This window comes from Pinibacter soli, from assembly GCF_029961145.1.
GTDB lineage: Bacteria > Bacteroidota > Bacteroidia > Chitinophagales > Chitinophagaceae > Pinibacter > Pinibacter soli.
The window spans coordinates 841,858-866,472 of sequence record NZ_JASBRG010000007.1 but is presented as its reverse complement, the minus strand read 5'-3'; the positions used below and the strand labels follow the sequence as shown (position 1 = coordinate 866,472).

The following is a 24,615-nucleotide window of genomic DNA, read 5'->3' as shown; positions in this document are numbered from 1 at the left end:
AGTGAACTTTTGTTGCGTCGCACACTTGTACTTTTTATTCGTTACTCAACATGTAGCATTTTATGAAACAGGATTGTAGCGATGCTGAGTAGAATTACTTCCAGCTGAAGAGTGCGACGCAAGAGACGGTGATAGTAGTAATACAGCTGGGTTCATAATAATGCTCGTTATAAGTCCAATGTTTTTATGGAGAACCATGTTCAACATACAACGTACAGTTTATGACTCATCAACAGCTAATGGCGCTTCTTCCTTTTATGGAGCTGGCAACAGCATCTATCGTTATTATATTGCTGATCGCATTTCGTCAGGGGCATACCATTATACAGATCATAGGCTTTCTCATGATGTGCCTGGTTATTTTTACGATGTGGTATGTAAGAGATGTTTTACCTCAAGCGATCATGCCATTGCTGATAGTTGATGGATATGGAGCCTTGTTCACAGGCCTAATTATATTCTGTGTCTTAGTGGTGGGCCTGTTCTCCTACATTTATTTTGAAGAGCGTGAAGAGAACCCGCGTGAATATTATATCCTTATTTTTTTAAGTACACTCGGTGCAGCGATATTAACCATCAGCAGACATTTTATCTCATTCTTTATCGGGCTGGAATTATTGAGTGTAAGTTTGTATGCATTAATCGCATACTTGCGTACCAGGAACAATGCTGTTGAAGCAGGCATCAAATATCTTCTGTTGGCGGCGCTTACATCTGCTTTTCTTTTGTTTGGCATGGCGCTGATCTATATGGATACCGGCAGTATGGATTTTTCTATCATAGCCAAAAAGTTAGATTCATCGTCACCATTATTCATAGCGGGATTTAGTTTAATCATGGTTGCTGTTGGCTTTAAGCTGGCATTAGTGCCGTTTCATTTATGGGCGGCAGATGTTTACCAGGGCGCACCACCACCTGTAGCAAGCTTTATTGCCACTGTTTCTAAAATTGGCGTATTTGCTGTACTGCTTCGTTTTGCGCAGGAACTTCATTTGCAAAGCAATCATTCGGTTATGACAATTGTTTCCGCTATTGCGATACTTTCCATGATAACAGGAAACATACTTGCGTTGAGGCAACAGAACATAAAGCGATTGCTGGCTTATTCTTCCATTGCGCATTTTGGATATTTACTGGTGGCATTTTTGCCAGGAAACAGCAGGGGTGTAGAAGCTGCTGCTTTTTATTTAATTGCTTACGCGGTTACTATATTGATAGCCTTTGGTGTGATGATATTATTGTCGGCAAAAGATAAAGATGCTGACTCATTGAGTGTATACCGCGGGTTGTTCTGGGAAAAACCATTTGTTGCCGTTGTGCTTTCCGTGGCATTACTTTCGCTGGCAGGAATACCGCTAACAGCAGGATTTATCGGAAAGTTTTATGTACTCATGGCAGGCGTTGAACAACAAGCATGGCTGCCTGTAATCGTATTGGTCGTAACGAGTGTGATTGGTTTGTATTATTATTTGCGCATCATCAGTACATTGTTTTCAGATGTTGCTGTTGTTATCCAGAAAGAAAAAAGCCTGCATCCATTTTTTTATGCGGCTTCTTATGCAGCTTTGGTTGTATTGGTAATGATGCTGTTGGGTTTTGGCGTTGTGCCCTCGATCATTATTCCAGGCATCAAACAGTTTTTGTTAATTGGCAACTGACAAATAATGTGGCAATGTGAATGAAAATTTCATGTCAATAAAAGAGTGGAAAGAATTAAAATCTTTTTGTCTCATAAGTTATTATCCGATGTTATTGAAGATGCTATTTTCTATATCTTGATTTCAAAATATTTTCCTGCGTTTGCTCTGTTCGTTCCCAAAAATGCCAGAACCATTTTTTTGCGATAGCATTGGCTTTATGTTTGTTGCCTTCAATTTTTATTTTTCCAAACATTATTGCAGACATGGCTGCAATAATGCCAGTGAACTTAGCAGCGAAATCTTCTTTTTTCTCTTTTTTTACCATCCATTCTAATGCCCTTGACAATTTTCCTATGAATGGCGCCGGACGGGCAAGTGCAGTCGAGATCAGGTCTTCAACAGTTGTTGTTATTGTTATTTCGGGATTCTGTACTGTGCCCTGAGAAACAACACAAGCATTGTCTTTTATACTTTGAAACCAGTTGCCTCCTGCAGTTCCGGTAATTGAATATTGAACCAGCGCCGATTCGCCATTGGTTCTTTCCGGCCTGAAAGAGGCTGGTCGGAACATCCGCATGAACCAATCCATAAGCGGCGCTGTAAATTTCGGGTCGAACGAGTTCCAGCGGTTATTTGCAAATAAGAGATCCCGTTCATGAACTACATTATCGGCAAACTGGACCAGGAACAAGGTGCAGATATCAACATCTCCAATAAAGAAGAAGGCGGGCATTTTCCATTGCTCTTCGCTTAGTTCTTCCAGGCGATCTAAAAGACGGGTTATTTCGGTCTTGAATTCAAAAATTGTTTCTTCGGTAGTTTTGCGTCGTCTGCGGTCCACTTCCTCTGCATTTCGCAGAAACAGATTGAAGCCGGGCTCCGGGACCGGCTTTTCTTCAAGAGCCATTTTGACAAGCAAATTGAAGTTTATGGTGATAGCACTGGTCATGTGATTTACCAAGTCTTTACAATCCCATCCGAGATAACGTGTACTGGACCTCCATTCTGCTTCACTTAGTTTATTCAGTTCAGTAAACAGATGAGAATAAAATGATCTTCCGAGCGAGAGCCATTCAGCCTTGGATATTTTTGTATGGTCAATCATTGTAAGAGTGTCGGGTTGTGTTTGTAAAACGTTAGTTATATCCAATAACGTTTAGGTATTGCCGATGGTTGAAGGCCAACAATTTTTCGTTTGTACTTTACTCATAATCTTTATCAACTATTGTCATTACTTCAAATAAGCTTCTTGCTCTTTCGTAATCTGCTTTTTTCTTCGGGTCCTTTGATAAGATCAATTCCTGTGTATTTGGATGCCAGCAAATAGTAAACTCCGATTTACCTTCCTTTGAAATTTTATAGCAGTCTTCAGCCTTTCTGAATATGTCGTTAAAAGAATCCCGCGGGTCTATTTCAACAACCGCACAATGAAATGACAGGTTTATATTTTCACCTAAGATATTGATGGTCTTTTTTGAAATTTCCTGAAATTGCCCAATCAGCCTGTTGGAAAAACCAATTGCATCAGCCTGGTCGCCTTCAATTATAAATGCAAATTCGTCACCACCAGGGTATACTCTGTAAAAACTTTCTTTGTCATGATTATCATTGACTGAGTATTTATACATGTCTTCATTCCGGCGCATGCGTTTATAGATTGTTTGTGCAATTGCTCTTAGAAGATCATTTGTCTTGTTAAATCCGAACTTGCTATTAACCTTTCTAAAATTTTTTAAATCGATAAAAATGAATTGCATCTTTTTCGAGGGCCTGTTCCTGGCGAAGAATTCGTCTATGTCTTTTTCAAGACTTCTGCTGTTGGGGATACCGGTAATCACATCAGTCAAACGTTCATTTTCGGAAATTTTCAGTGCATCATTTAAATTGTCCCTGTCTTTTTTTGTTATTTCATGTCTGTTATATTCTTGCTGCCAGAAATAATTCATAACAAACCAAACAACCAAAACAGCGATTGACAGGATGAGAAATACAAAGCGCCAATTTAAAAGAGTTCCATTTGGAACAAACAAGTCGTAAAATTCTTTCCATTTAGCAAATGTTCCCACAACGGCGGTTGCTATTATAACCAACCCGATTATAAGTCCAAATTTTAATTCGATTCCTATTGGTTTTGGGTTTGCCATAATTTAATTAGTTCGGAGTCAGAATGTAATTTGCTTTGCAATTATTTCAAGTAATGCTTTGTTATCTTAGTTGCAAGAGAAAGTCGCGATGGTTGTAAGTGAACTTAAAAAAAAAATTTGATTTTTTAAAATTTACCGGGCAGTTACTGCTGAATGACCGGGTGCCACCCGCATTTGCGAACACTTTTGAGTGGTTTGTTTTTATTGCTTGTTTACGGTGTAACTCAGTTCTGTTACTCCAGAGGTAAACTGTCGCGAATTCGATAGAGTCAGCTTTATTTTGTCTTTTATGTTTTCAAACAATGGAATGCCGCGACCAAGAATAATGGGATTAACAAACAGCCAGTAGCCGTCAATTAAGTTCAGTTGAATAAGCGAATGTGTTGCAGTAGGGCTGCCAAATAACAAGATTTCGTTGCCTGCCTGTTGTTTTAAATCATTTATCCTTTCTGGGAGGTTGTCGCTTATAATTTTTGTGTTACGCAAATCTTCTTCAGTCATTGTTTTTGATAAAACAATTTTTTGAACGTTGTTGTACCATTTTGAGTGTTCTATATCATGCTTGCTTGCATTCGGCTTATCGCCGACAGTAGGCCAGTAATTTTCCATCATCTGGTAAGTCACCCGTCCATATAATGCAGTATCGCCCTCGCTTATCCGTTTGCCCACATGATCAAAGATTTCTTCATCAACTTTAATCCAGTTCATTTCCCCGTTCGGCCCTGCTACAAAACCGTCTAGCGATATGTGCATAAATGAAATTATTTTCCTCATGTCACACTGTTTTAGTAAGACAAGGTGCTACTATTATTTGGGAAAGACAAGCCTCGTGGAAAAAAAACTAAATGAAAAAGGGAAGTTGGGATTTGGCTAAAAAGTTCAATGATTTTTTATAAAAAGTTCGTTCAAAATCGAATTCTCGTTTTGAATATAATTGAACACACGACAAGCGTCAACTTGTATTCACAATGGAATTCGATTTGATGCTCGTCGTGTGAGCTGTTTGCCGTAAAATCTATTGCTTAAAAAATCTCGTGGTGTATGAATTTCTTCCATCCGCAAGTTTCACGAAGTACAGTCCCCGGCTTAACATGGAAACATCAATCGTAAATGTTTGATTGTCGAAGGTTACTGTTTTCGCCAGCTGGCCAAAAGCATTGAAAATCGAAACCTGGCCTAGGCCAGATGCGGGCAAACTGACGGTCATTGAATTGTTGACAAGTGTTGGTGTTATGGAAAATTTTTCTGTTTGAGATGAAGTAACCACTACGACTTTACTGAAAACATATTTTCCGTCACGATCAACGATCTTCAAACGATAATAACGATCGCCGTTCAATTTATTACGATCGCTGAATGAGTAAGAATAACCTCCTCCTTCTGATACCATTGGAGATGTTGTTCCTGCAAGCTGCCAGCCTGAGCTTCCGTTATCGCTCGACTCGATTTCAATGAAGTTTATATTCTCTTCATTTGCTGTTGTCCAGCGCAGTATGACTTGCTGATTTTGTTGTAAGCTGGCTGCAAAAGAAACGAGTTTTAATGGCAATGGAGCAGCACCGGAGCCTTGTCCATTATTATTAATATAAGAAGGCCCTTCTACCGAAAATGGTCCTTTAATGGTAAAGGAAGGGAAAACAAGCTTGGCCCCGGGATTTCCACCGGTAATGCTGCCGCCTGAATAGATATTCACAGCCGAGCCCGACCCTAAACTAACTTTTGAACCATTTGTGAAATCAAGCGTTCCGGAAATATCAAGATTGCCAATTTCAACCGTATTGTTGCCAGTTACTGTGACTGTAATTCCTGTTCCAATGGTTACATTATCCCCCGCGCCGGGAACGTGTCCGCAACTCCATGTGGTAGCCGATTCCCAGTTTCCGTTTTTGCTGGCTGAGCAGGATGCCGCTTTTGCATAGGTACTGATCAGCAGTAGGGCAATGCCGATAATCTTATTCATGTAGGTCAATTTGGTGTTTACGTAAGGGCTCGTATTTTTCGAACGCAAAAAAAGTAAAAGGATTATCGGCTTGCGGCTTTACGTAGGTGTTAGATTGGAAAATTTTCGGTGCGCAAAATACACAATAGTTTCACGGTTACAACTAAACGATGAATTATTTTTAATTCAAGTTGTCTTGGGTGAAGCAAGAAAGATTCAAGACTTGGCGCTGCCAATGCTAGTGTTGCCAGGTAGCGTTCCAGCCGTTGGTTACAATCACTCCGGAAGAAGAACCATCAGCGGAAATCTATGAGATATTTTTTGTGGATCCAGACATTGATGTGTACGCGATCTTCGTGCCATCGGCGGACCAGGAGATAGCTGTCCCGAGTTTCATTGGTGCTGTGGGAAAAGCTTTAACTCCGCTGCCATCAGCATTTGTAACACCAATCTGTGTTGTATATTGATAAAGGCCTGTAGTCTGACGAATTATCATTGCAAGTTTTGATCCATTTGGTGACCAGCTCGGGATAATGTAGTCTTCCTTGTCGAAGAGGTTAATGACAGGAGAGATGTCGGTGAGTCCTGTACCGGTAGGCCTGATCGTATAGATATCATAGTTCTCACTCACGGTAGAGTCTCTCGCAAAAGTGATCTTTGTTCCATCAGGTGACCATGCCGGGTTTAGGTTCATGCCCTTGCCGTCGAACAGCAATGACGGCGATCCGCCCGTTGCCTCCACCACCCAGAGGCTAGTATTATAACTGCCATTTGTCGACATGGAATAAGCTATCCTTGTTCCATCGGGCGACCATGTTGGACTATTGCAAAAGTTTCCAGTGAAGGTCCTGCGAACGACATTTGAGCCGTCTGCATTTATGGTATAAATCTCATAGGTGCCGGATCTGCCGCTGACGAAAGCAATGTGTGTTCCATCCGGCGACCACGCCGGTTGGTCATCGTCTCCGCTACTGTTAGTAAGTCGTTGAATGTTGGATCCATCGGACTTGCAGGAATAGATCTCCATGTCGCCACTGCGGTCAGAGACGAATGCAATCCTGCAATCTGTACATGGAGTATGTTGTTTCGAATCAACAGGCAATGCTACTGTAACTGTAATCGTGTCAGTAGCTGATAAACCTTGTTCGTCGGTTACTTTTAATTCAAACTTATAAACTCCTGCGACGACATTTTTTACAGCTGTTTTTGCAGTCTCAGGATTAGCAATACCAGCAGAAGGACCGGAAATTTTTGTCCACAGCCATTTGCTTATTGTTCCATCCGGATCATTAGATGCTGAACCATCCAGTATGAGACTGTCGGTTGGTAAAGTAATAACCTGGTCGGAGCCGGCAATCGCAACAGGCGGTTTGTTAATGGCCTGGCAGCTTGCACATGACAGTTCTTTTTTGCAGGAAAAGCTTAGCATGGAAAAAAGCAAAGTCGCAAAAATGAAAGCCAGCGGGATTGCTTTTTTCGATTGCCCACTAGGGGTTAAATTTTTAGACACCTTGTTGCTGCGTGCTTCTTCAGCTTTATTAAACGTTAAGGGAAGAGGGGCTTTAATTTTCATAAAAAATTTTTAATGGATGCAACAGAAATTGTTTGCCGGTTTTCCATAAAACGATGCAATCGTTTTATGGAAAAAAATGGTACGTGTTTTCAGAAGTTGGCACAAAAAAAGGCAAAGGGGGGCAAAGGAATTTACGTGAAGCGAGGGAGTAGATAAACCAAATCACAACTTGACATTGACATTTCCCGTTCCCCTGCCTGTGATTGTGCATAATTGTTACCGTTATTAATTACTTGTCGAAAATTAAATGCTATTGTCATTTAACAAAAAACGAGTTACTTTTAGATGCAATGGCATTTTCAACCAAAACTGCAGTGCCTGCTTAAAAACTCTAAACTAACCAGGGAATGGAATCAACCAGTGTTCAGGTGATGTTTTTTCAGCATCTTAAATCATCGTTGCCTGTGCATATATCGATGGTTGATGATATTGCCGACTTGCTGCAAATTAGCACCGACAGTGTTTACCGGAGAGTTCGCGGCGAAAAACCCATTTCGCTTGAAGAATTGAAGAGACTCTGTACGCATTATAAAATCTCACTTGACCGGTTAATACACATTCAAAACGACACTGTTATTTTTAATGGTAAAACAGTTACGGCTGCCGATTTTAATTTTGAGCAATACCTGCATAGTGTATTGCAGAATGTTCAGTACATGAATTCTTTCAACAAAAAGGAAATGTTATACCTGAATAAAGACATTCCTGTATTCTATCATTTTATATACCCCGAACTGGCTGCGTTCAAATCGTTTTTCTGGATGCGCAGCATTTTGAACTACCCGGAATATGCCAATAAACAATTTAAGATAGCTGAACATATTACTGACGAAATAAGACAAACGGGGCAAAAGCTCGCCGAATCTTACAGCATGTTGCCTTCGCAGGAAATATGGAACATTGAAAGCATTAACAGCACCATCAGGCAAATTGAATATTATAAAGATACCCGGGTTTTTGCATCGCGTCAGGATATTATAACGATCTATGAATGCCTCGAAAAAACAATGGATTATATTCAAAGGCAGGCCGAAGCAGGCTGCAAGTTCAGTACGGATGGCAAGCAAATGAATTTCAGTGTGCCATACAAAATGTATGTGAATGAGTTTATTCTTGGCGATAACACCATTCTGGCAGTGTTGGGCGATACTAAAATTGTCTATGTGAACCATAGCGTTTTTAATTATTTGCTTACAAGAGATGCTTCTTTTTGCGAGTATACATGGCAGCATTTTCACAATATTATTAAGAAGTCTACGCTCATTAGTGAGGTAGGTGAAAAAGAGCGGAGCCGGTTCTTCAATATCATAAAGGAAAAGATCAACGCCAGGAAAAATGCTTTGAAATAGCTGCTGGATTACCTTCCGCCGTTTTTATCTGTTTATAAGGTTCGTTTACGGAAATGAAGATTGGATTGGTGTTGCTCACTTTAGCCCCCGTTTTTTTAAGTTTAATAAATTGATTGGCTGATGGCGCACTACGTTTTTGAACCTTGCGCAATTCAAAAATAATATTCAGAGTAGGCTTTTTCTAATTGATTCCCGCCATGCATCTCTTGAAAAATGCAGGTGTTGCAACATGCCTGAAGGTTGAGTAGAATAGGAATTAAAAATTAAGAACCTTGTATAACAATTTTCATTTCGAAGCAGGAATTGCAAAACATTCAGGGAGCAGTTGCAATAATTGCAATTTTTTTATAATTGAATTGAGTAAAGTACATCAACGAAGAAGATCCTTATATTCATTCGTCCCATAACCAATAAATCCCTGGAAAGACATGAAGAAATTATCTGACTTTGCATCTTCATCCAGGCCCTGCCACCAATTATCAATTGCAGTCTGTGTAAATACATTGTTTGCAACACCTGTTTGCAGGATTCCTTCATACACTCTTTTCATAATGTTCAACAGGATTTCGCTGTTGCCATAATAGCTGGATGGTCTAACCTCTACATTTTTGAAACCGGCGTTTCGCAGTTGGAGATATAAATCCGCGCCAATCCGGCCATTTGGAAAACTGTCGGACGCATAGCGAATGATTTGCCGTGTAAGTGCTTTGTCCCGGTGCGCTATTAAAATGCCGTCCCAGTCAAAATCAAATATGACCAGTCTGCCTCCGGGTTTAAGCAATCTTTTAAACTCTTTAATAGCTTGTTGCGTATCGGGGAGATACATCAAAACTCTTTCAGTTCGCACGCAGTCAAATGATTGATCGGGAAAGGGCTGGGAACATGCGTCAGCAACAAGGAATTCAAGAGGTAGCCCGGAATTTGCTGTTCTGCTCCTGGCGATGTCAATCATCATGGTACTGATATCTGTGCCCACAACTTTTCCCGAAGGGGATGCCATCTTTGCCATAGTCAACGCCTGGAGGCCGATTCCACAACCCACATCAAGCACGTTATCGCCGGGCCTTATATCAAGCAGTGTCAATTGTAACCCGAAGCCTTCCGCGAACACAGGAAGTGCGGCTACATCTTCCAGAAATTTTGCGAGAAACTGATGTTGGGAATTGTCAACCTGTTGAAAGCCGGTTGTGATGTTTTGTTTTTCCATTGACATGACGATTTAGGAGGGGCCCTGGAATTATTTTAGCTGATTTCTTTATACAAGGATATTGTTTACAATTCTTGTATGTGAAATAAAGTGTAGTTATTAAAATTGATAATGCTGATGTTCAATTTGTATTAAGTCGGCATTCCATAAATATAAAATTTGGCAATGGTATTGTCAATAGCTAACCATCAATAATGGACTTGCTCCCGTTTAGACTGCGCGAGATTTTTGTGTTCGGTATTTTTCTGTTTTATACTAAAAACACTAATTGCTGGTTAATGGTTATTCATTTACATAAAGCAGGGCCACCTGTAGGACGGTGCAGGATGCCCGAAACAATGTAAAAAACTAGATTCGGGCATTTGATTGATGACTATATGAATGAAAAAAATGAATATCCTGCGGGTAAAAAATATGCAGGTATTGTTGTTCCAATGATTACTCCTCTAACGAAAGAGCTACAGCCAGATGTAGAGGCAGTAAAAAAAATAATGCTGCAATTTGCTCAAAACAATATATCTCCGCTAGTGTTGGGAACTACAGGTGAATCTCCCTCTATTGGAAAGAAAGAAAGCGAAATGTTTGTGGCAACAGCTGTTCAGTGCAAACAAGGTAATCAAATAATCTATGCAGGGTTGGTAGGCAATAATTTTGCGGAGGTAATTGAAAGTGCGAAATGCTATGCCGGGCTGGGTGCCGATGTTGTAGTAGCCACACTTCCTTCTTATTATACGCTTACGCCGGCTCAAATGGAAAATTTCTATTTGCAATTGGCAGAGCAAAGCCCTTGTCCGGTTATGATGTATAATATCAAAGCCACTACGCAAATGACTATCCCGTTGGATGTGGTAGCGCGTCTTAGCAAACACCCGAATATTAAAGGGCTAAAAGACTCTGAGCGTGATCCGGAGCGGTTGAAAGAATGTATCGATACGTATAAAAACAATAAGGACTTCTCTTTCTTTTGCGGCTGGGGTGCACAAGGGTTTAGCAGTCTTGCAATGGGTGCAGATGGTATTGTTCCAAGCACGGGCAATATCGTTCCCGAATTGTATAAGAAAATGTATGACGCATTTGTATCGCAGAATTTTGATGCTGCAAAAAAATATCAACAGGAAACGGATGACATAGCTGTGTTGTATCAGAAAGACAGAACATTGGGGCAGTCATTGGCCGCGTTGAAATTGATGATGCATGCACGGAATATGTGTCAGCCCTATATGATGCCGCCGCTAACAGAATTGTCAGCTGAGGAAAAAAACGACTTTGAATTGAAGATGGACGATTTAAAACTATCTGTTGTATAAGTGGATGTATGAGTAAACTCATTTAAGAAAAACGATTTAATTTTTCGCCATGGGAAATGCTTTGCACTGGATTGATTATACCATCATATTTATTACCGTGTTATCATATGTAAGTATTGGCGCCTTCTTTGCAAGAAAACATAAAAATTCAGAGAACTATTTTGCCGGATCAAAAAACTTTCCAGCATGGGTTATCGGCATTTCTATTTTTGCCACGCTAATTAGCAGCGTTACTTTTCTTGCTTATCCAAGTGCGTCTTACACTTCAAACTGGATATTGTTGGTACAAGGGCTAATGGTGCCTGTCGTATTGATTGGGATGATTTGGGTTATTGTACCATTGTTCAGAAAGGTAATACGCCTGAGCACTTACGAATATTTTGAAGCAAGGTTTGGCGTATTTGCACGCATGTACAGTTCTATTGCTTTTACGTTTACGCATTTCACCAAAATGGGAACGGTGCTATACTTGCTGGCTTTGGCTATGAATGCCGTTGCCGGCATTGATATTTATGTAACCATTATCGTGTTTGGCTGCATCATCGTTACACTCACTTTAATAGGGGGAATAGATGCCGTTATCTGGATGGATGTTGTCCAAGGTTTTTTGCTGATAGGAGGCGGTCTTTTGTGCCTCGGTATTCTTATTTTCTCGCCTCACGGCGGACCCCAGTTTGTGTTCACCAAAGCAATAGAATGGAACAAAATAGGTTTTGGTCCTTACGATATGGACTTTACCAAATTGACATTTGTTGTAATGGTTTGCAATGGTATGTTTTATGCCATTCAAAAATATGCGACGGATCAAACTATTGTGCAGCGCTATCTGACCGCGAAGAATGACAAAGGCGCTAAAAAAGCAGCGTACATTGGTGTTGCGATGAGTGTTCCTGTGTGGGCAATGTTTATGTGTATCGGCACCGCTTTATATGTTTTTTACCATACAACCGCTACGCTTCCTGCAGGCATTAAAGCTGATAGCGTATTCCCTTATTTCATAAAAAATCAATTGCCGGTGGGTGTGGTGGGATTGGTGCTTGCTGCCCTTCTTTCTGCGGCAACTGCGAGTTTGAGTGCTGACATGAATAGTCTTTCTGCGGTTGCAGTACAGGATTATTATAAACGCTTAAATCCTTCTTGTACAGATAAGCAAAAACTTCGCATGGGCCGCATTATCGTTGTTATCGCCGGCTTAGGTTGTATCGGTATTGCATCTTTGTATGCAGCGTGGGAAGGCCAGGGTGTATTAGGTGTTGTTTTTGAATTGTATGCAATCTTTTCAGCCGGTATTGTGGGCGTATTTTTGCTTGGTTTGTTTAGCACAAGGGCAAACAGGCAGGGGCTTAATGTGGGCCTGGTTGTCTGTATTTTGTTCACAGCATACGCAGTGCTTACCACAACAAAAATCGGCACCGGAGATAATAAGCACCTGATAATGGATTGGGGTAAATATAATTTCCCTCATCACAAATATATGCTGGGAGTGTACAGCCACATTATCGTATTTGTGGTGGGCTATTTTGCCAGCTTCTTCTTTAAAAACAATGTGCCGTTAGATGAACATCTGACTATCTACGGATCTTTTAATAAGTTGAAAAAGAAAACAGAAGCATTATGCGAAGTATAAATTTATTGCAACCTGCGGAGATTGTATTTGGTGAAAACGTGTTTCAGCGGCTGCCGGATTATTGTCAATTAAAAGGATATAAACGAATAGCATTTATAGTTGCCACGCCATTGTTGAAAGCTACGGCGCCGGTTATTGAAGCATTGAACGAATCTGGTGTGCAGACGAATTTGATGGAATACACTATTGGAGAACCCACTGTAGAATATGTTTACGATCAATTGAAAGTTGTAACAAACTTTTCTCCGGATTGTGTGGTGGGAGTAGGAGGTGGAAGTGTGTTGGATACAGCTAAATTGTACGCAGCATTACATAATAGCGAGCAGCAACTTAACGAGGTGTTTGGCAACAGGATATTGTCCGGCAGAAATACAGGACTGATTTGTGTACCAACTACAGCAGGAACAGGAAGTGAAGTGTCTCCGAATGCGATTTTGCTCGACGAAACCACTATGGAGAAGAAAGGAGTGATTAGTCCATACCTCGTGCCCGATATTTGTTATATCGATCCTGCATTAACTGCAGCGCTGCCTGCGAAAATAACGGCTGAAACTGCGATGGATGCTCTTTCTCATTGCATAGAAGCATTCACCAATAAAAATAGCCATCCCATTGTAGACAACTACGCATTAGAAGGTATCAGGCTCATCGCCGCTAATCTGGAAGCTGCATGTAAGGATGGAAATAATATTGAAGCGAGAGGAGCACTGGCGTTGGGCAGTATGTACGGAGGCTTGTGTTTGGGCCCTGTGAATACAGCCGCAGTACATGCTTTGTCATACGGTTTGGGAGGAAAATACCATGTGTCTCACGGATTGGCGAACGCGATTCTTTTACCGGAGGTTATGAAATTTAATGTAGACGCTAATATTGAAAAACACAGACAGATTGCTTTAGCAGTTGGAGTTCCCGATCATGCTAATGCTAAGGAAACGGCGATGAAGGGAATTGACAGAATCCAGGAAATATCTGTTGGATGCGGAATACCGCAGAAGCTTTCTGAAATAAATATTCGCAAAGAAGATGTTGAAGAACTTGCAGATCTTGCAATGAAAGTGCAACGTCTTTTGGTCAATAATCCCCGCGAAGTAAAACGCGAGGATGCAATTAAGATGTACAACAATTTGTTTTAAAAAAATAGCACGCAGATGATGCAGATTAGATTGATTTACGCTGATACAATACAAGCCTTAGTGCCTTTGTATCTTTGCGTCTTTGCGTGAAATAGATTTGTCTCGCTGCGTCGCTGCTTCGTAGCGTTCGCCGCGTGAAAAAAATAAAAGCGATATGAAACCAATAATAGGAATAACAATGGGTGATCCGGCTGGAATTGGCCCTGAGATCATTGTAAAGTCTTTAACCAATGCCAGTGTGTATGACATATGCAATCCATTGGTTTTTGCAGATGCAAGAGTAATGAAGGCGGCCCTGAAAGTTTGTAAAAGCAATCTCAGGATCCGGCCTGTAGAACAAGTTAAAGATGCACGTTTTGAACATGGTACAATAGATGTGTTTGATTTGAAGAATGTAGATATGGCACAACTGGAATATGGAAAAGTTTCAGCGATGGCAGGAAATGCAGCATTTGAGTCCGTACACAAAGTAATAGAACTGGCGCTCGCCAAAGAAATTGACGCAACGGTTACTGCGCCTATCAATAAAGAATCTGTAAATCTTGCAGGACACCATTTTGCAGGGCACACAGAAATTTATGGTCATTTTACGAAGACGAAGAAATTTGCCATGTTGCTTGCTGATGAAGCGTTACGGGTTATTCACGCGACTACGCATGTGTCTTTACGACAAGCTGTTGATTTAATTACAACGGAACGTGTGCTGGATGTAATCAGATTATTGCATGATGCCTGTTTGCAATTCGGAATAAATAATCCTAAAATTGGCGTGGCCGGTTTAAATCCTCACGCAGGTGATGGCGGGCTGTTTGGCGATGAAGATGAAAAACAAATTTTACCTGCAGTAAAGCAAGCACAGGCAGAAGGTTACAATGTAGAGGGGCCTTTACCTCCCGATACACTATTTGCAAAAGCTATCCAGGGAAAATATGATGGCTGCGTAGCAATGTATCACGATCAGGGACATATTCCGTTTAAACTGGTTGGTTTCAAATGGAACAATGAAACGCAAAATATGGACAGCGTAAAAGGTGTTAATGTTACTTTGGGCCTGCCGATTATTCGTACCTCTGTCGATCATGGTACTGCTTTTGAAATTGCAGGCAAAGGCATCGCCAGCGAAGATGCTATGACAATAGCAATATCTTACGCTGTTAAAATGGCGCAGAATAAGAAAAGAAATCAGGAAGCAGGAGTTAGGAATTAGAAGAAAGCTAATTTCTGTTTTCCAGTTTCAAACTTCTAATTCCTAATTCAATATCGTTTAGTTAAGGTGTTTGAAAAAAACAAAAGCATATCGCTTGTCATCCCGAGGAACGAGGGATCTGGGCCTGACACTAGCGACGCAGATCCCTCCTTCGTCGGGATGACAAGCAGTCTTTGTTTTCTGGACATAGCAACCAAGCAATTGAAAACTTGCTTAACTAAATGACATTGAATTCCTAATTTCAAAACGTCTAATTCCTAATTCCTCCCATGCTCACAGTTATTGCAGATGATATAACCGGTGCTGCAGAAATAGCAGGCATTTGTTTGTCTCACGGAGTGTCGGTTACTTTTGATTTTGAGGCAAAAGAAGTGCCGGATACGATGGTATGGATTATAGCAACAAATACCCGCTCTTTACCCGAAGACAAGGCGGTTGACGAAATAAGCAGGATCGGTAAATTTTTACAGAGAAAAAATATTGTCGACGTATTTAAGAAGATCGATTCGGCTTTAAGAGGTTTTGTGATCCCGGAAACAAAAACATTGCTGCAATTTATTCCAAAAGAAAAAACTTTTGTTCTGTCTGCAAATCCAGACACAGGACGGGTGATAAAAAACGGACATTATTATATTAATGGAGTGGCTTTGAATGAAACTTCATTTGCTAGTGATCCCGATTTTCCTGCACGTTCATCTTCTGTAAATGAAATACTGCATCTAACTCAGAAAGATGCCGATTATTTCCTCACTCCGGATATTACCCGAACAGAAGATTATGCAATCTATGCAGCACAACTGAACGAATCCACACTTCCTATTGGCAGTTCAGTATTTTTTGAAGCAATTTTGGAAATCAATTATCCTCAGTTTCACAAGTGTATAACATCAATGTCTACAGGCTTTATGAAAGCGAAACACACACTGATGATAGCGGGAAGCACACATGAAAACAGCATTCAATTCGTAGAGAAAGCACGAAAATATTTTGCTGTATTTGAACTGCCTGTACAATGGGTGGAGCATTATCCTCCTGATATTGAAATCGAAAAATGGGCAGACAAAATAGCGGAAACTATTCAGAAGGAAGGCCCTGCTATCATCACCAGTAAAAGAGATAAAATACAAAGTCTTTATGCCAAACAAATAGAGCGGTTGTATGCTGCGGCTGCCGGTCGTATTCTTTCCCGGACTCCTGTGGATGAACTTTATATAGAAGGAGGAGCAACCGCCTGGTCAATACTTAATGCTTTGGGTTATTCCTCATTTACGCCGGTTGGTGAATATGCACGCGGTGTTGTAAGAATGCAAGTGGAAAGTAAAAAACAACTTTTTCTTACAATTAAGCCGGGGAGTTATTTATGGCCGGAGATCATTTTGTAATAGCGTTCTTTTTTGCGGAAGCCATCTTGATGACAATGTCCAGGTCATTTTCCGGTTATGGCATCAATAGCTGGAAAACTTCGTTGAAAGATTTTGTAATTTATCGAGATGATCATCTGATAGTTCTTGCAATTGGATATTTAGATCAGCGAGTTCTTTTTCAAGATTTGAATATATTTCTGAATAGAAGTCATCCATTTGATTCGAATAGTCACTTAAAAGATGAAGAGAAGACACGTCGGTTTGCTCTGCATTTTTCATCTGTTTCTTATAATATCTAATGCGGGTTTTTATTTGTGAATGCAGCTCAATATGCATTGATAGAATTACTTCATCTTGATAGTCTAACAGACCTGACATTTTATTTTTGAATCGCTCCCTTGCCTCACTGAGAAATAGCGGGCCACCCTTGTAGATAGAAAGATATTCATCCCGTCTTGTAGTTAAATCACACTGTAGTTTTTTAAGTTCGCTTTGCGCAAAATTATCAAAATCATTGTCGTCAAAATTTGAGTTAAAACCCAAAGTTTCAATCTGCGGAGAAATCCATTTTGACTTTCGCATTGTAGATTTAATGCGATCAATTATTGATGTCTTCCTGCTATCGTAATGATCTTTTGTAAACGTGTAGATCAAACAAGCTATAATAATTGGAGTCACAAGCCATATTATTGCGGAAACGAAAACAATTATCTTAACCAGGATCGAAATGGCTTTTATATGCTCATCTAAATAAATAAAAAACTCATTTAGTTTTTTATCAAAGAACAGACAAAATAATCCTGCTGTGAAAACTATGCTAAAGACAGTGGTTATTGCAACTGCTGCAAAAAACGACCTCGATTTTTTTGAGAGAATAGGCTTCATGATCTTGATTTAATTTCAATGAAACAGTGGTTGCATAAGATGCTGTGGAATTTGCATTAGTTGTATATGTAATATGTTTTCGCCTATAAAAATCCATATTGGGTGAGCATTTGAACCTTTGTGAGTAGTCTTTGATAGTTATTCAATGAAAATGTTTGGGATTGCCCGATTTAGGAGTTATTTGTGTGTCTCACGGAAACCAGTAGTTGTGATGATATTAATTTGAAGATCAGGATTTTATTTTTTTAACTAGAAGTCTATTAATTTGGTAGACTGATTTTTTTAATTTTTTTTTGTAATTTGTAACCCTCTGACTAACTGTTAAGGCTTGATTATGCGTTTAAATAACGAAAGGGAACTTATTATTCAATTAAAACAAGGAGACGAAAAGTCGTTTGTTGCATTATATAATGCATATAGTGAGGTACTTTATTCTTTTTTGGTGAAATTGAATATCGCACATGAAAACATTAAAGATGTCATCCAACAAACTTTCATTAAGCTTTGGGAGAAGCGGGAAGCAGTAAACGAAGAGTTATCCCTTCAAGCCTATCTTATTACCATTGCAAAGAATACAATTTACAACGAAGTCAAAAAACAAATAGTCTCGCGGAAGTATGAGGCGTCTGTGGCCCGCCGGGAGATTGCCGATGATGAAACAAAGACCAACGAGATTAACCAGGTCCTTCAACAAATTCTCCAGCAATTGTCAGATAAAAGAAGAGAAGTTTTCACAATGTCCCGCATAGAAGGATATAGCAACCAGGAAATTGCTGAAACCCTCAATATCAGCAAAAGCACCGTCGAGAACCACATTAACCAGTCCAACAAACAGATAAAGGAGATTCTGAAAAAGATGGGTTTTTCATGAAAATGAAATAATTCGAAAAAAAATTGAAAACGATTAGGTGCGTTTACGTTTTAGATTGTATAGTATTTAGATTTTTGATTCACAAGTCTTAAGCAAAGTGACAAACGAACTTTTAAAAAATTATTTCGAAAGAACCTGTTCTGAAAGAGAAGCGGCCATAGTAGAAGAATGGCTCATGGAACCTCAAAACCAGCAAGCGTTTGAGCGTTTTTTAGAGTCTTACTGGCAAGAGCATCTTGACGAGCAGTCGTCAATTCCGACAGTAACAGCGCCGAAAGAAGTAAGGAAAGGAATTGTACGTCGTTATTTGCCACGACTTGCGGCAGCGGCTGTGTTGGGTTTTATAATTGCGGGTTCTTATTATTTTATATCGGAGAAAACGGAGCCGCAAAAAAATAATCCGGCAATTGCCAAAACCATTGTGAAACAGGAACCCATTGATGAGCATGTAGTTTCTAATACGTTGCACGCTTATCCACAAAAAATTAATGTACATCAATCTAAAACTAAACAACATGATAAGAAAGCATTGTCAGAGCCCGCTTTGGTAAAGGACTCTGTAGTGACTGCTGATACTGTATCCCGGGAACCGAAACCGAAAAGTGTTAAGATGACTCCAATGGGCAAGGTGATGATTAATGAAGTGGCATTGAATAAACTGGATTCATCTGAACAGCTGAAAGTCTTAAATCAGATGGCACTCAGAGTGAGTATTAATAATGCTTCATTCAACGAGATCGCTGCAATTTTACAGACTAAATATGGTATCGTTCTTGAGCTTTGCGAAACCGGCAAGCCGGATGTTGCAGGGAAAATGTATACTGCACATTTTCAACAGGTGAGCTTTCCGGATTTAATTGACGATATGTCAAAGCAAATGTTGTTTTCATATACTATCACAGACAAGAAAACAGTCAAGATCTGTTTTAATTAACCAACTTTCCAACTCGCTTTAAGGAATTTTCTGCTTATGAGAATATTGTCATTAACGGTATTGTATACCGTGCTGGTCATTCTATTGTCTTGCAGCAAGGGTAGTAAGGAATCCGCATCCGGAGAGGAGACTACCTTTACAGCTTCTTATGCAAGTAATGTTTTTAAAGTTGCCAAAGGTGCAAAATTCGCCAGCGCAGCAATTGTACATAATTTTCCCGCAAATGTTCAGTTCAGTGTTTTGGATGTAAGAAATACATCCGGTAAAACCGTTTCCGCTTTTTTAGATAAATATTCCATAGGCACCTGGAGCCAGCCTGTAAATAAAAATACTGACCTCACCGAAGCAGCTGTTGTTGCCAAATACACGCAAACAGAAAAGAGTGGAGTAAGCATTGATCCAGCAACAGGTGTGATTACCATAGAAGGTGCAACCACACAAAATATTGCTTCTGGTACTTATTACATTTTGGTGCAAGCGAAGGTGAATGATAAAACATACACACTTTCAAATATTGCCAGCATTGAATTGACAGAAAATGTTTTCGCCCCGGTGAAAGCAAACTGGAAATATAGTACTGAAGCAAATACTGTTCAGGCAAGTGTTAATGTTACAAAACTTAGCGGTTCTTACCTGAATGATGCAGCTGCTACTATTCCAAATTATAAGGCTTCAAAAACATATCTCAGATTAAAGATCACCGATAACAGAGATAAAGGAATAAGCATTCCAGATAATATCGATTGGATCAGCAATTTTTCTTTAACCTCTATCAATCCATGGGTTACTGCTGTTAAGTCGTCTGACGCCATTATCCTTAGTTCTCCTATCAACAGATTTCCGGTGCTGGAACAAGACAGCGTACTGAAGGGTACCATAAAGGCAGCGTCGCTGCTCAACAAAACAGCCATCAATTTTGATGCTACATTGAATGTAACCGGCGAAGGGATTTATGATGTAGTAATCAAGCTAAATAATAATCCTGCGCAAAAGGTTTTATGGTGGCCGGGCGGCAAAGCCATATACATGGCGAATCAATTGAAGTCAAACAATTTTAATGACAACAATAGTCAATGGTCATACGACAGGATGGATTGGTCAGACAATGCTGTTGTGTTTTGGGAAAAAGGATTTGGTAGCGACCCTTCTGTTTCCGCAACAAAAAAAGTTGACATCAAAGCGATGCTGAGTAATATTGAGCATTACTATGCTTACTACTACGACACCATGCATTTTGTGAAGGCGGGGCAAACAAAAGCTGATCAATACAGAACAATAATAATGTTGTACGAGCAAGCCGATTGGCTGGCAACCGGCTCCGGTTACGATAGCCAGACAGGAGCCATCTGGATCAACTACAGTGCTGCCAATGATAACGCGACATTGGCACATGAGATCGGGCATACTTTTCAATACCTGAACAGTTGCGATGGATATTATGCTTTTACCGGCAGTCAAAATTATATCGGGCAAATATGGGAGCAAACTGCGCAATACCAGGCCACACTGCTTTATCCAACTGCATACTTTAGTTACATACCTTCCTTTCTTCCAAAAACGCATTTGAATTTATTGCACGAGGATAACAGGTACAGCAACTTTTATCATCTGCAGTACTGGCATTTGCTGCATGGTATCGACTTCGCCGGAAAGCTTTGGCAACAGGCAATTACAGGAGAAGATGCAGTAGAAGCATATCAGCGCATTACTAATATTACACAGTCACAATTTAACGATGAAATGTATGACTACGCAAGAAGAACGCTGAGCTGGGATTTTCTTCATAAATCTTACTATACCAATTACGTGTTGTCAACATCGGCGTCTTATACACAGAATGTGAAAGTGAATGCAATGGGGGACGGTTATTACATCATCGACACTTCGAGGTGCGTTCAAAACTATGGGTTCGATGCTTTGCAATTAACGGTTCCTGCGGCGGGCACTGTTGTACAGGTGTCGTTTGAAGGAGTTAAAGGCAACAGTTTGTATAACACAACTTACGATCAATATGCGGGTTGGCGCTGGGGACTGGCGGCTGTTACAAGCACGGGAAGTGTTGTATACGGTGCTATGAACAACGGCAATTCGGGCACGGCGTCATTTACCGTTCCTGCGAATACCAGCAGAATATACCTGGTTGTAACAGGAGCACCCACGCAACATTTTCATCACGCGTGGGATAATAATCTCGCAAATGATGAACAGTATCCGTGGAAAGCAAAATTTGTGAACACCTCCCCCAAAATCTAAAACTCTTGAGAAAATAAAGGCCCGGTAAAAAAAAAGGCCCTCTATTCGTTCAAACCAAAACAACCACTACAAAGTATTATGAAAGAAAAGTTGCGCTTATGGGCAAGATGGAAATCCACTCTCGTGGTTCTGCTGGCAATTACGCTGTTTCCTCTTTCCCTGCTTAGTCAGGTGCCAATGATGTCAGTTAAAGCTTCACCCAAAGTTTTAGGTAAGGTTTTCGACGATGATAAGAAACCGCTGCCAAACGTTTCTATCGTATTAAAAGGAAACAGCAAAATAGGCACTACCTCCAATAACCAGGGAGAGTTCATTCTTACTTTAGATAAACCGGAGGCTACATTGGTTTTCAGCCATACTGGTTATAAAGAGAAAGAACTAGTGATAACGGATAAAACAAAATTTCCGATTGTAGTTGTGATGCAAAAGCGCATAGAAGAGAATGAAGATGTGGTGGTGACAGGTTATTCGCGACAAGCAAAAAACAGCTTTACCGGAAGTGCAGTTACGTATAAAGCAGAGGACCTGAAAAAAGCCGGTAATAAAAACGTATTACAGAGTTTACAAAATATGGACCCTTCATTTGTGATAACGGATAATCTGGTGCTTGGTTCCAATCCAAATGCTTTGCCAGAAATTCAAATGAGAGGCAAGTCTGGATTGGATGATGTAAAAGGTGAATACGCCGGAAACCCTAACGAGCCTTTATTTATTTTAGATGGTTTTGAAGCAACTCTTCAAAAAGTTTTTGATCTGGATATGAACAGAGTGGCATCTATCACGCTACTGAAAGACGCGGCTGCTAAAGCAATCTACGGATCAAAAGCAGCAAATGGTGTGGTGGTTATAGAAACACTTAAGCCAAGAGAAGGAGAGATGCGTATATCCTACAACGGAAATTTCAACGTGGAAGTGCCTGATCTGAATTCTTATAATCTTACAGATGCCCGTGAAAAATTGCAGGTTGAAAAAAATGCAGGACGTTATACATCTACGCAGCCATTTACACAACAGTTTTTAAATGAGGAGTACAACGCGATTCTTCAAAATATTGAAAAGGGTGTAAACACTTACTGGTTGTCCAAGCCGTTGCAAACAGGCTTTGGCCATAAGCAATCTCTTTACCTTGAAGGAGGTTCTTCTGCCATGCGTTATGGTGTGGATCTTAACTACAATAAAGTTGCGGGTGTAATGAAAGGCTCCGACCGCCAGACAATGGGAGGTTCGATTAACTTGTCTTACAGAAGCGGTAAAGTTAACTTTCGTAATATTCTGAATCTGACTTTCAATAAGGCTAACAATTCTCCTTATGGCAGCTTTTCCGAATACACTTCATTGAACCCATATTACGCGCCAACTGATGAAAATGGAAATGTGCAAAAACTATTAGGCACTTACCAGTCAACAGCGTCATCAACTCCGTTGTATTATTTTAACCCGTTGTACAATGCGCAACTGGAAACCAAAAACTTCTCCAAGTACAATGAGGTTACAGAAAACTTTTATGTGGAATACCAGGCGCATCAAAATTTAAAATTGACTGCAAGGGTTGGTTATACTTACAATGGCAACAGTGCAGAGGTATTTCTTCCGGGAGATCACACAAAGTTTGCTTTGTGGACAGGTGATTCGTATTACAAGCGCGGCTCTTACTCCATCACAGATGGTGAGAACAATAATTTGAGTTCCGACATTTTTGCCAACTGGTCGAAGACTTATGGAAAACATGTTTTGTTTCTAAATGGTGGCTGGAACCTTACTGCATCTAAAAACCAAAGTCATGGCATGACTGCGTGGGGCTTCCTTAACAACAGGGTTGACTTCATCACTTTTGCAAAACAATACGAAGAAAACGGCGTGCCGTCTGGTGGCGAATCTTCCAAAAGAGAAGTTGGTCTTATTGCATTTGGTAACTATTCATACGACAACAGGTACCTGGCAGATGTGAGCATTCGCAGAAATGCCTCGTCAGTATTTGGTGCAGACAATCGCTGGGGAACGTTCTGGTCACTGGGCTTAGGATGGAATATTCATAACGAATCATTTTTGAAGGGCCAGAAATATATCAACCTGATGAAATTAAGAGGCTCTGTGGGTTCTACAGGAAGCCAGAATTTCAATCCTTACCAGTCGATGGCTACCTACAGTTTCTTTACGAGCAGCACTTATGATAACATTTCCGGAGGCTACTTATATGCGTTGGCAAACAACAACCTGAAGTGGCAGGAAACAATGGATTATAACGTTGGTATGGATCTTAAGCTGTTCAATAAATTGAACATTCGCTTTGACTATTATTTGAGCAATACAAATAGCCTTTTGATAGACTTTACATTGCCTCCTTCGACAGGTTTTTATACTTACAAAGAGAATTTAGGATCGCTGCAAAAGAAAGGGTACGAGGGTACTATCAGTTACCAGCTTTATGGCAACCCACGCAAACAATCTTATGTAACGTTGAATGCATCCTTTGCTCACACAACGAATAAGATCACTCAAATATCCGATGCGCTTAAGCGCCAGAATGATGAACAAGACGCAAGCCAAACAAATCTGAATGCTCCGAAAACGCGTTACCAGGAAGGGCAGTCAATCAATTCTATCTGGGCCGTGCCATCTCTGGGCATTGATCCTGTAAATGGAAAAGAATTGTTTTTAACCAAAACAGGAAAAACAACATATACCTGGAACCCTGATGACCAAGTGGTTGCAGGCGTTACCGATCCTAAGCTTAATGGTAACTTCGGCATCAGCATGGAATACAAAGGATGGGGCTTGTTTGCTTCTATGCGTTATTCGTTAAATGCGGGCTACTACAATGCTACCTTGGTTAACAGGGTAGAGAATGTAAATATCGCCTACAATGTTGATGAAAGAGTGTTGAACAATACCTGGCACAAGGCGGGTGACGAGTCTTACTTTAAAGGCATCACGGCAACTCCCACAGTTACAAGGCCCACAACAAGATTTTATCAGACAAAATCAGACCTGGCGTTTTCAACATTGAACGCTTACTACGATTTCAAATGGAGAAACATTAAGAAGTATCATCTGGAAAATCTGAAACTTGGATTCTATATGTCCGAGGTGTTTATTGCTTCAGATGTAAAAACGGAGCGCGGTACGGATTATCCTTTCTCCCGTACGTTCTCATTTTCAATTCAAACCACTTTTTAATTACA

The 24,615-nt window shown here is 40.3% G+C and carries 18 protein-coding genes; 11 read left to right on the top strand and 7 right to left on the bottom strand.

What is annotated here, in order from left to right:
* The first annotated feature begins 221 nt into the window (after positions 1-221).
* On the top strand, positions 222-1,658 hold the full coding sequence (locus QJ048_RS14355) for an NADH-quinone oxidoreductase subunit N (protein ID WP_282335069.1): 1,437 nt from the start codon (positions 222-224) through the stop codon (positions 1,656-1,658).
* A gap of 103 nt (positions 1,659-1,761) precedes the next feature.
* On the opposite strand, the gene QJ048_RS14350 is transcribed toward QJ048_RS14355, so the two are convergent.
* The 5 genes from QJ048_RS14350 to QJ048_RS14330 all read right to left on the bottom strand — a co-directional run bounded on the left by QJ048_RS14350 (position 1,762) and on the right by QJ048_RS14330 (position 7,296).
* Positions 1,762-2,745 (bottom strand): maleylpyruvate isomerase N-terminal domain-containing protein, encoded by a 984-nt coding sequence (locus tag QJ048_RS14350; protein ID WP_282335068.1) that lies wholly within the window; start codon positions 2,743-2,745, stop codon positions 1,762-1,764.
* Positions 2,746-2,842: 97 nt separating this feature from the next.
* Positions 2,843-3,784, bottom strand: a complete 942-nt coding sequence (locus QJ048_RS14345; protein ID WP_282335067.1) for a GGDEF domain-containing protein — start codon at positions 3,782-3,784, stop codon at positions 2,843-2,845.
* Between the two features lie 201 nt (positions 3,785-3,985).
* Positions 3,986-4,558 carry a dihydrofolate reductase family protein gene (locus QJ048_RS14340; protein ID WP_282335066.1) on the bottom strand — a complete coding sequence of 191 codons (573 nt, stop codon included), beginning with the start codon at positions 4,556-4,558 and terminating at the stop codon, positions 3,986-3,988.
* 241 nt (positions 4,559-4,799) lie between these two features.
* Complete coding sequence (locus QJ048_RS14335) at positions 4,800-5,744, bottom strand: T9SS type A sorting domain-containing protein (protein ID WP_282335065.1); 945 nt, start codon at positions 5,742-5,744, stop codon at positions 4,800-4,802.
* A gap of 286 nt (positions 5,745-6,030) precedes the next feature.
* Complete coding sequence (locus QJ048_RS14330) at positions 6,031-7,296, bottom strand: TolB family protein (protein ID WP_282335064.1); 1,266 nt, start codon at positions 7,294-7,296, stop codon at positions 6,031-6,033.
* Between the two features lie 347 nt (positions 7,297-7,643).
* Between QJ048_RS14330 and QJ048_RS14325 the strand changes: the two genes are divergently transcribed.
* Positions 7,644-8,645, top strand: a complete 1,002-nt coding sequence (locus QJ048_RS14325) for a helix-turn-helix domain-containing protein (RefSeq protein ID WP_282335063.1) — start codon at positions 7,644-7,646, stop codon at positions 8,643-8,645.
* Between the two features lie 370 nt (positions 8,646-9,015).
* On the opposite strand, the gene QJ048_RS14320 is transcribed toward QJ048_RS14325, so the two are convergent.
* Positions 9,016-9,852, bottom strand: a complete 837-nt coding sequence (locus QJ048_RS14320; RefSeq protein WP_282335062.1) for a methyltransferase domain-containing protein — start codon at positions 9,850-9,852, stop codon at positions 9,016-9,018.
* A 377-nt stretch (positions 9,853-10,229) separates the two neighbouring features.
* On the opposite strand from QJ048_RS14320, the gene QJ048_RS14315 reads away from it, so the two are divergent.
* The 5 genes from QJ048_RS14315 to QJ048_RS14295 all read left to right on the top strand — a co-directional run bounded on the left by QJ048_RS14315 (position 10,230) and on the right by QJ048_RS14295 (position 16,508).
* The gene (locus tag QJ048_RS14315; protein ID WP_282335061.1) at positions 10,230-11,159 is read left to right on the top strand and encodes a dihydrodipicolinate synthase family protein; all 930 of its coding nucleotides are present in this window, start codon (positions 10,230-10,232) and stop codon (positions 11,157-11,159) included.
* Positions 11,160-11,208: 49 nt separating this feature from the next.
* Positions 11,209-12,786: a sodium:solute symporter family protein gene (locus QJ048_RS14310; protein ID WP_282335060.1), complete on the top strand. Its 1,578-nt coding sequence runs from the start codon at positions 11,209-11,211 to the stop codon at positions 12,784-12,786.
* Positions 12,774-13,919: an iron-containing alcohol dehydrogenase gene (locus QJ048_RS14305; RefSeq protein WP_282335059.1), complete on the top strand. Its 1,146-nt coding sequence runs from the start codon at positions 12,774-12,776 to the stop codon at positions 13,917-13,919. Before QJ048_RS14310 ends, QJ048_RS14305 begins: the two co-directional genes overlap by 13 nt.
* A 154-nt stretch (positions 13,920-14,073) precedes the next feature.
* Entirely contained in the window at positions 14,074-15,126 is a 1,053-nt protein-coding gene (gene pdxA / locus QJ048_RS14300) for a 4-hydroxythreonine-4-phosphate dehydrogenase PdxA (protein ID WP_282335058.1), read from the top strand.
* 269 nt (positions 15,127-15,395) lie between these two features.
* Entirely contained in the window at positions 15,396-16,508 is a 1,113-nt protein-coding gene (locus QJ048_RS14295; RefSeq protein ID WP_282335057.1) for a four-carbon acid sugar kinase family protein, read from the top strand.
* A 63-nt stretch (positions 16,509-16,571) separates the two neighbouring features.
* Here the strand turns inward: QJ048_RS14295 and QJ048_RS14290 are convergent, their stop codons facing one another.
* Complete coding sequence (locus QJ048_RS14290) at positions 16,572-17,375, bottom strand: hypothetical protein (protein WP_282335056.1); 804 nt, start codon at positions 17,373-17,375, stop codon at positions 16,572-16,574.
* A 334-nt stretch (positions 17,376-17,709) separates the two neighbouring features.
* On the opposite strand from QJ048_RS14290, the gene QJ048_RS14285 reads away from it, so the two are divergent.
* The 4 genes from QJ048_RS14285 (at position 17,710) to QJ048_RS14270 (ending at position 24,610) form a co-directional block, all read left to right on the top strand.
* A complete protein-coding gene (locus QJ048_RS14285) occupies positions 17,710-18,246 on the top strand; it encodes an RNA polymerase sigma factor (protein WP_282335055.1) in 537 nt (178 codons plus the stop codon).
* Between the two features lie 97 nt (positions 18,247-18,343).
* Positions 18,344-19,180 (top strand): hypothetical protein, encoded by an 837-nt coding sequence (locus QJ048_RS14280; RefSeq protein ID WP_282335054.1) that lies wholly within the window; start codon positions 18,344-18,346, stop codon positions 19,178-19,180.
* Positions 19,181-19,216: 36 nt separating this feature from the next.
* Positions 19,217-21,433: a DUF6055 domain-containing protein gene (locus QJ048_RS14275; RefSeq protein WP_282335053.1), complete on the top strand. Its 2,217-nt coding sequence runs from the start codon at positions 19,217-19,219 to the stop codon at positions 21,431-21,433.
* Between the two features lie 78 nt (positions 21,434-21,511).
* Positions 21,512-24,610, top strand: a complete 3,099-nt coding sequence (locus tag QJ048_RS14270; protein ID WP_282335052.1) for a SusC/RagA family TonB-linked outer membrane protein — start codon at positions 21,512-21,514, stop codon at positions 24,608-24,610.
* The last annotated feature ends 5 nt before the right edge of the window (positions 24,611-24,615 follow it).

Excerpts from the sequence above, each read along its gene's own strand:
- QJ048_RS14355 (WP_282335069.1), top strand. The coding sequence starts at position 222 with ATGACTCATCAACAGCTAATGGCGCTTCTTCCTTTTATGGAGCTGGCA.
- QJ048_RS14350 (WP_282335068.1), bottom strand. The coding sequence starts at position 2,745 with ATGATTGACCATACAAAAATATCCAAGGCTGAATGGCTCTCGCTCGGA.
- QJ048_RS14345 (WP_282335067.1), bottom strand. The coding sequence starts at position 3,784 with ATGGCAAACCCAAAACCAATAGGAATCGAATTAAAATTTGGACTTATA.
- QJ048_RS14340 (WP_282335066.1), bottom strand. The coding sequence starts at position 4,558 with ATGAGGAAAATAATTTCATTTATGCACATATCGCTAGACGGTTTTGTA.
- QJ048_RS14335 (WP_282335065.1), bottom strand. The coding sequence starts at position 5,744 with ATGAATAAGATTATCGGCATTGCCCTACTGCTGATCAGTACCTATGCA.
- QJ048_RS14330 (WP_282335064.1), bottom strand. The coding sequence starts at position 7,296 with ATGAAAATTAAAGCCCCTCTTCCCTTAACGTTTAATAAAGCTGAAGAA.
- QJ048_RS14325 (WP_282335063.1), top strand. The coding sequence starts at position 7,644 with ATGGAATCAACCAGTGTTCAGGTGATGTTTTTTCAGCATCTTAAATCA.
- QJ048_RS14320 (WP_282335062.1), bottom strand. The coding sequence starts at position 9,852 with ATGGAAAAACAAAACATCACAACCGGCTTTCAACAGGTTGACAATTCC.
- QJ048_RS14315 (WP_282335061.1), top strand. The coding sequence starts at position 10,230 with ATGAATGAAAAAAATGAATATCCTGCGGGTAAAAAATATGCAGGTATT.
- QJ048_RS14310 (WP_282335060.1), top strand. The coding sequence starts at position 11,209 with ATGGGAAATGCTTTGCACTGGATTGATTATACCATCATATTTATTACC.
- QJ048_RS14305 (WP_282335059.1), top strand. The coding sequence starts at position 12,774 with ATGCGAAGTATAAATTTATTGCAACCTGCGGAGATTGTATTTGGTGAA.
- pdxA (WP_282335058.1), top strand. The coding sequence starts at position 14,074 with ATGAAACCAATAATAGGAATAACAATGGGTGATCCGGCTGGAATTGGC.
- QJ048_RS14295 (WP_282335057.1), top strand. The coding sequence starts at position 15,396 with ATGCTCACAGTTATTGCAGATGATATAACCGGTGCTGCAGAAATAGCA.
- QJ048_RS14290 (WP_282335056.1), bottom strand. The coding sequence starts at position 17,375 with ATGAAGCCTATTCTCTCAAAAAAATCGAGGTCGTTTTTTGCAGCAGTT.
- QJ048_RS14285 (WP_282335055.1), top strand. The coding sequence starts at position 17,710 with ATGCGTTTAAATAACGAAAGGGAACTTATTATTCAATTAAAACAAGGA.
- QJ048_RS14275 (WP_282335053.1), top strand. The coding sequence starts at position 19,217 with ATGAGAATATTGTCATTAACGGTATTGTATACCGTGCTGGTCATTCTA.
- QJ048_RS14270 (WP_282335052.1), top strand. The coding sequence starts at position 21,512 with ATGAAAGAAAAGTTGCGCTTATGGGCAAGATGGAAATCCACTCTCGTG.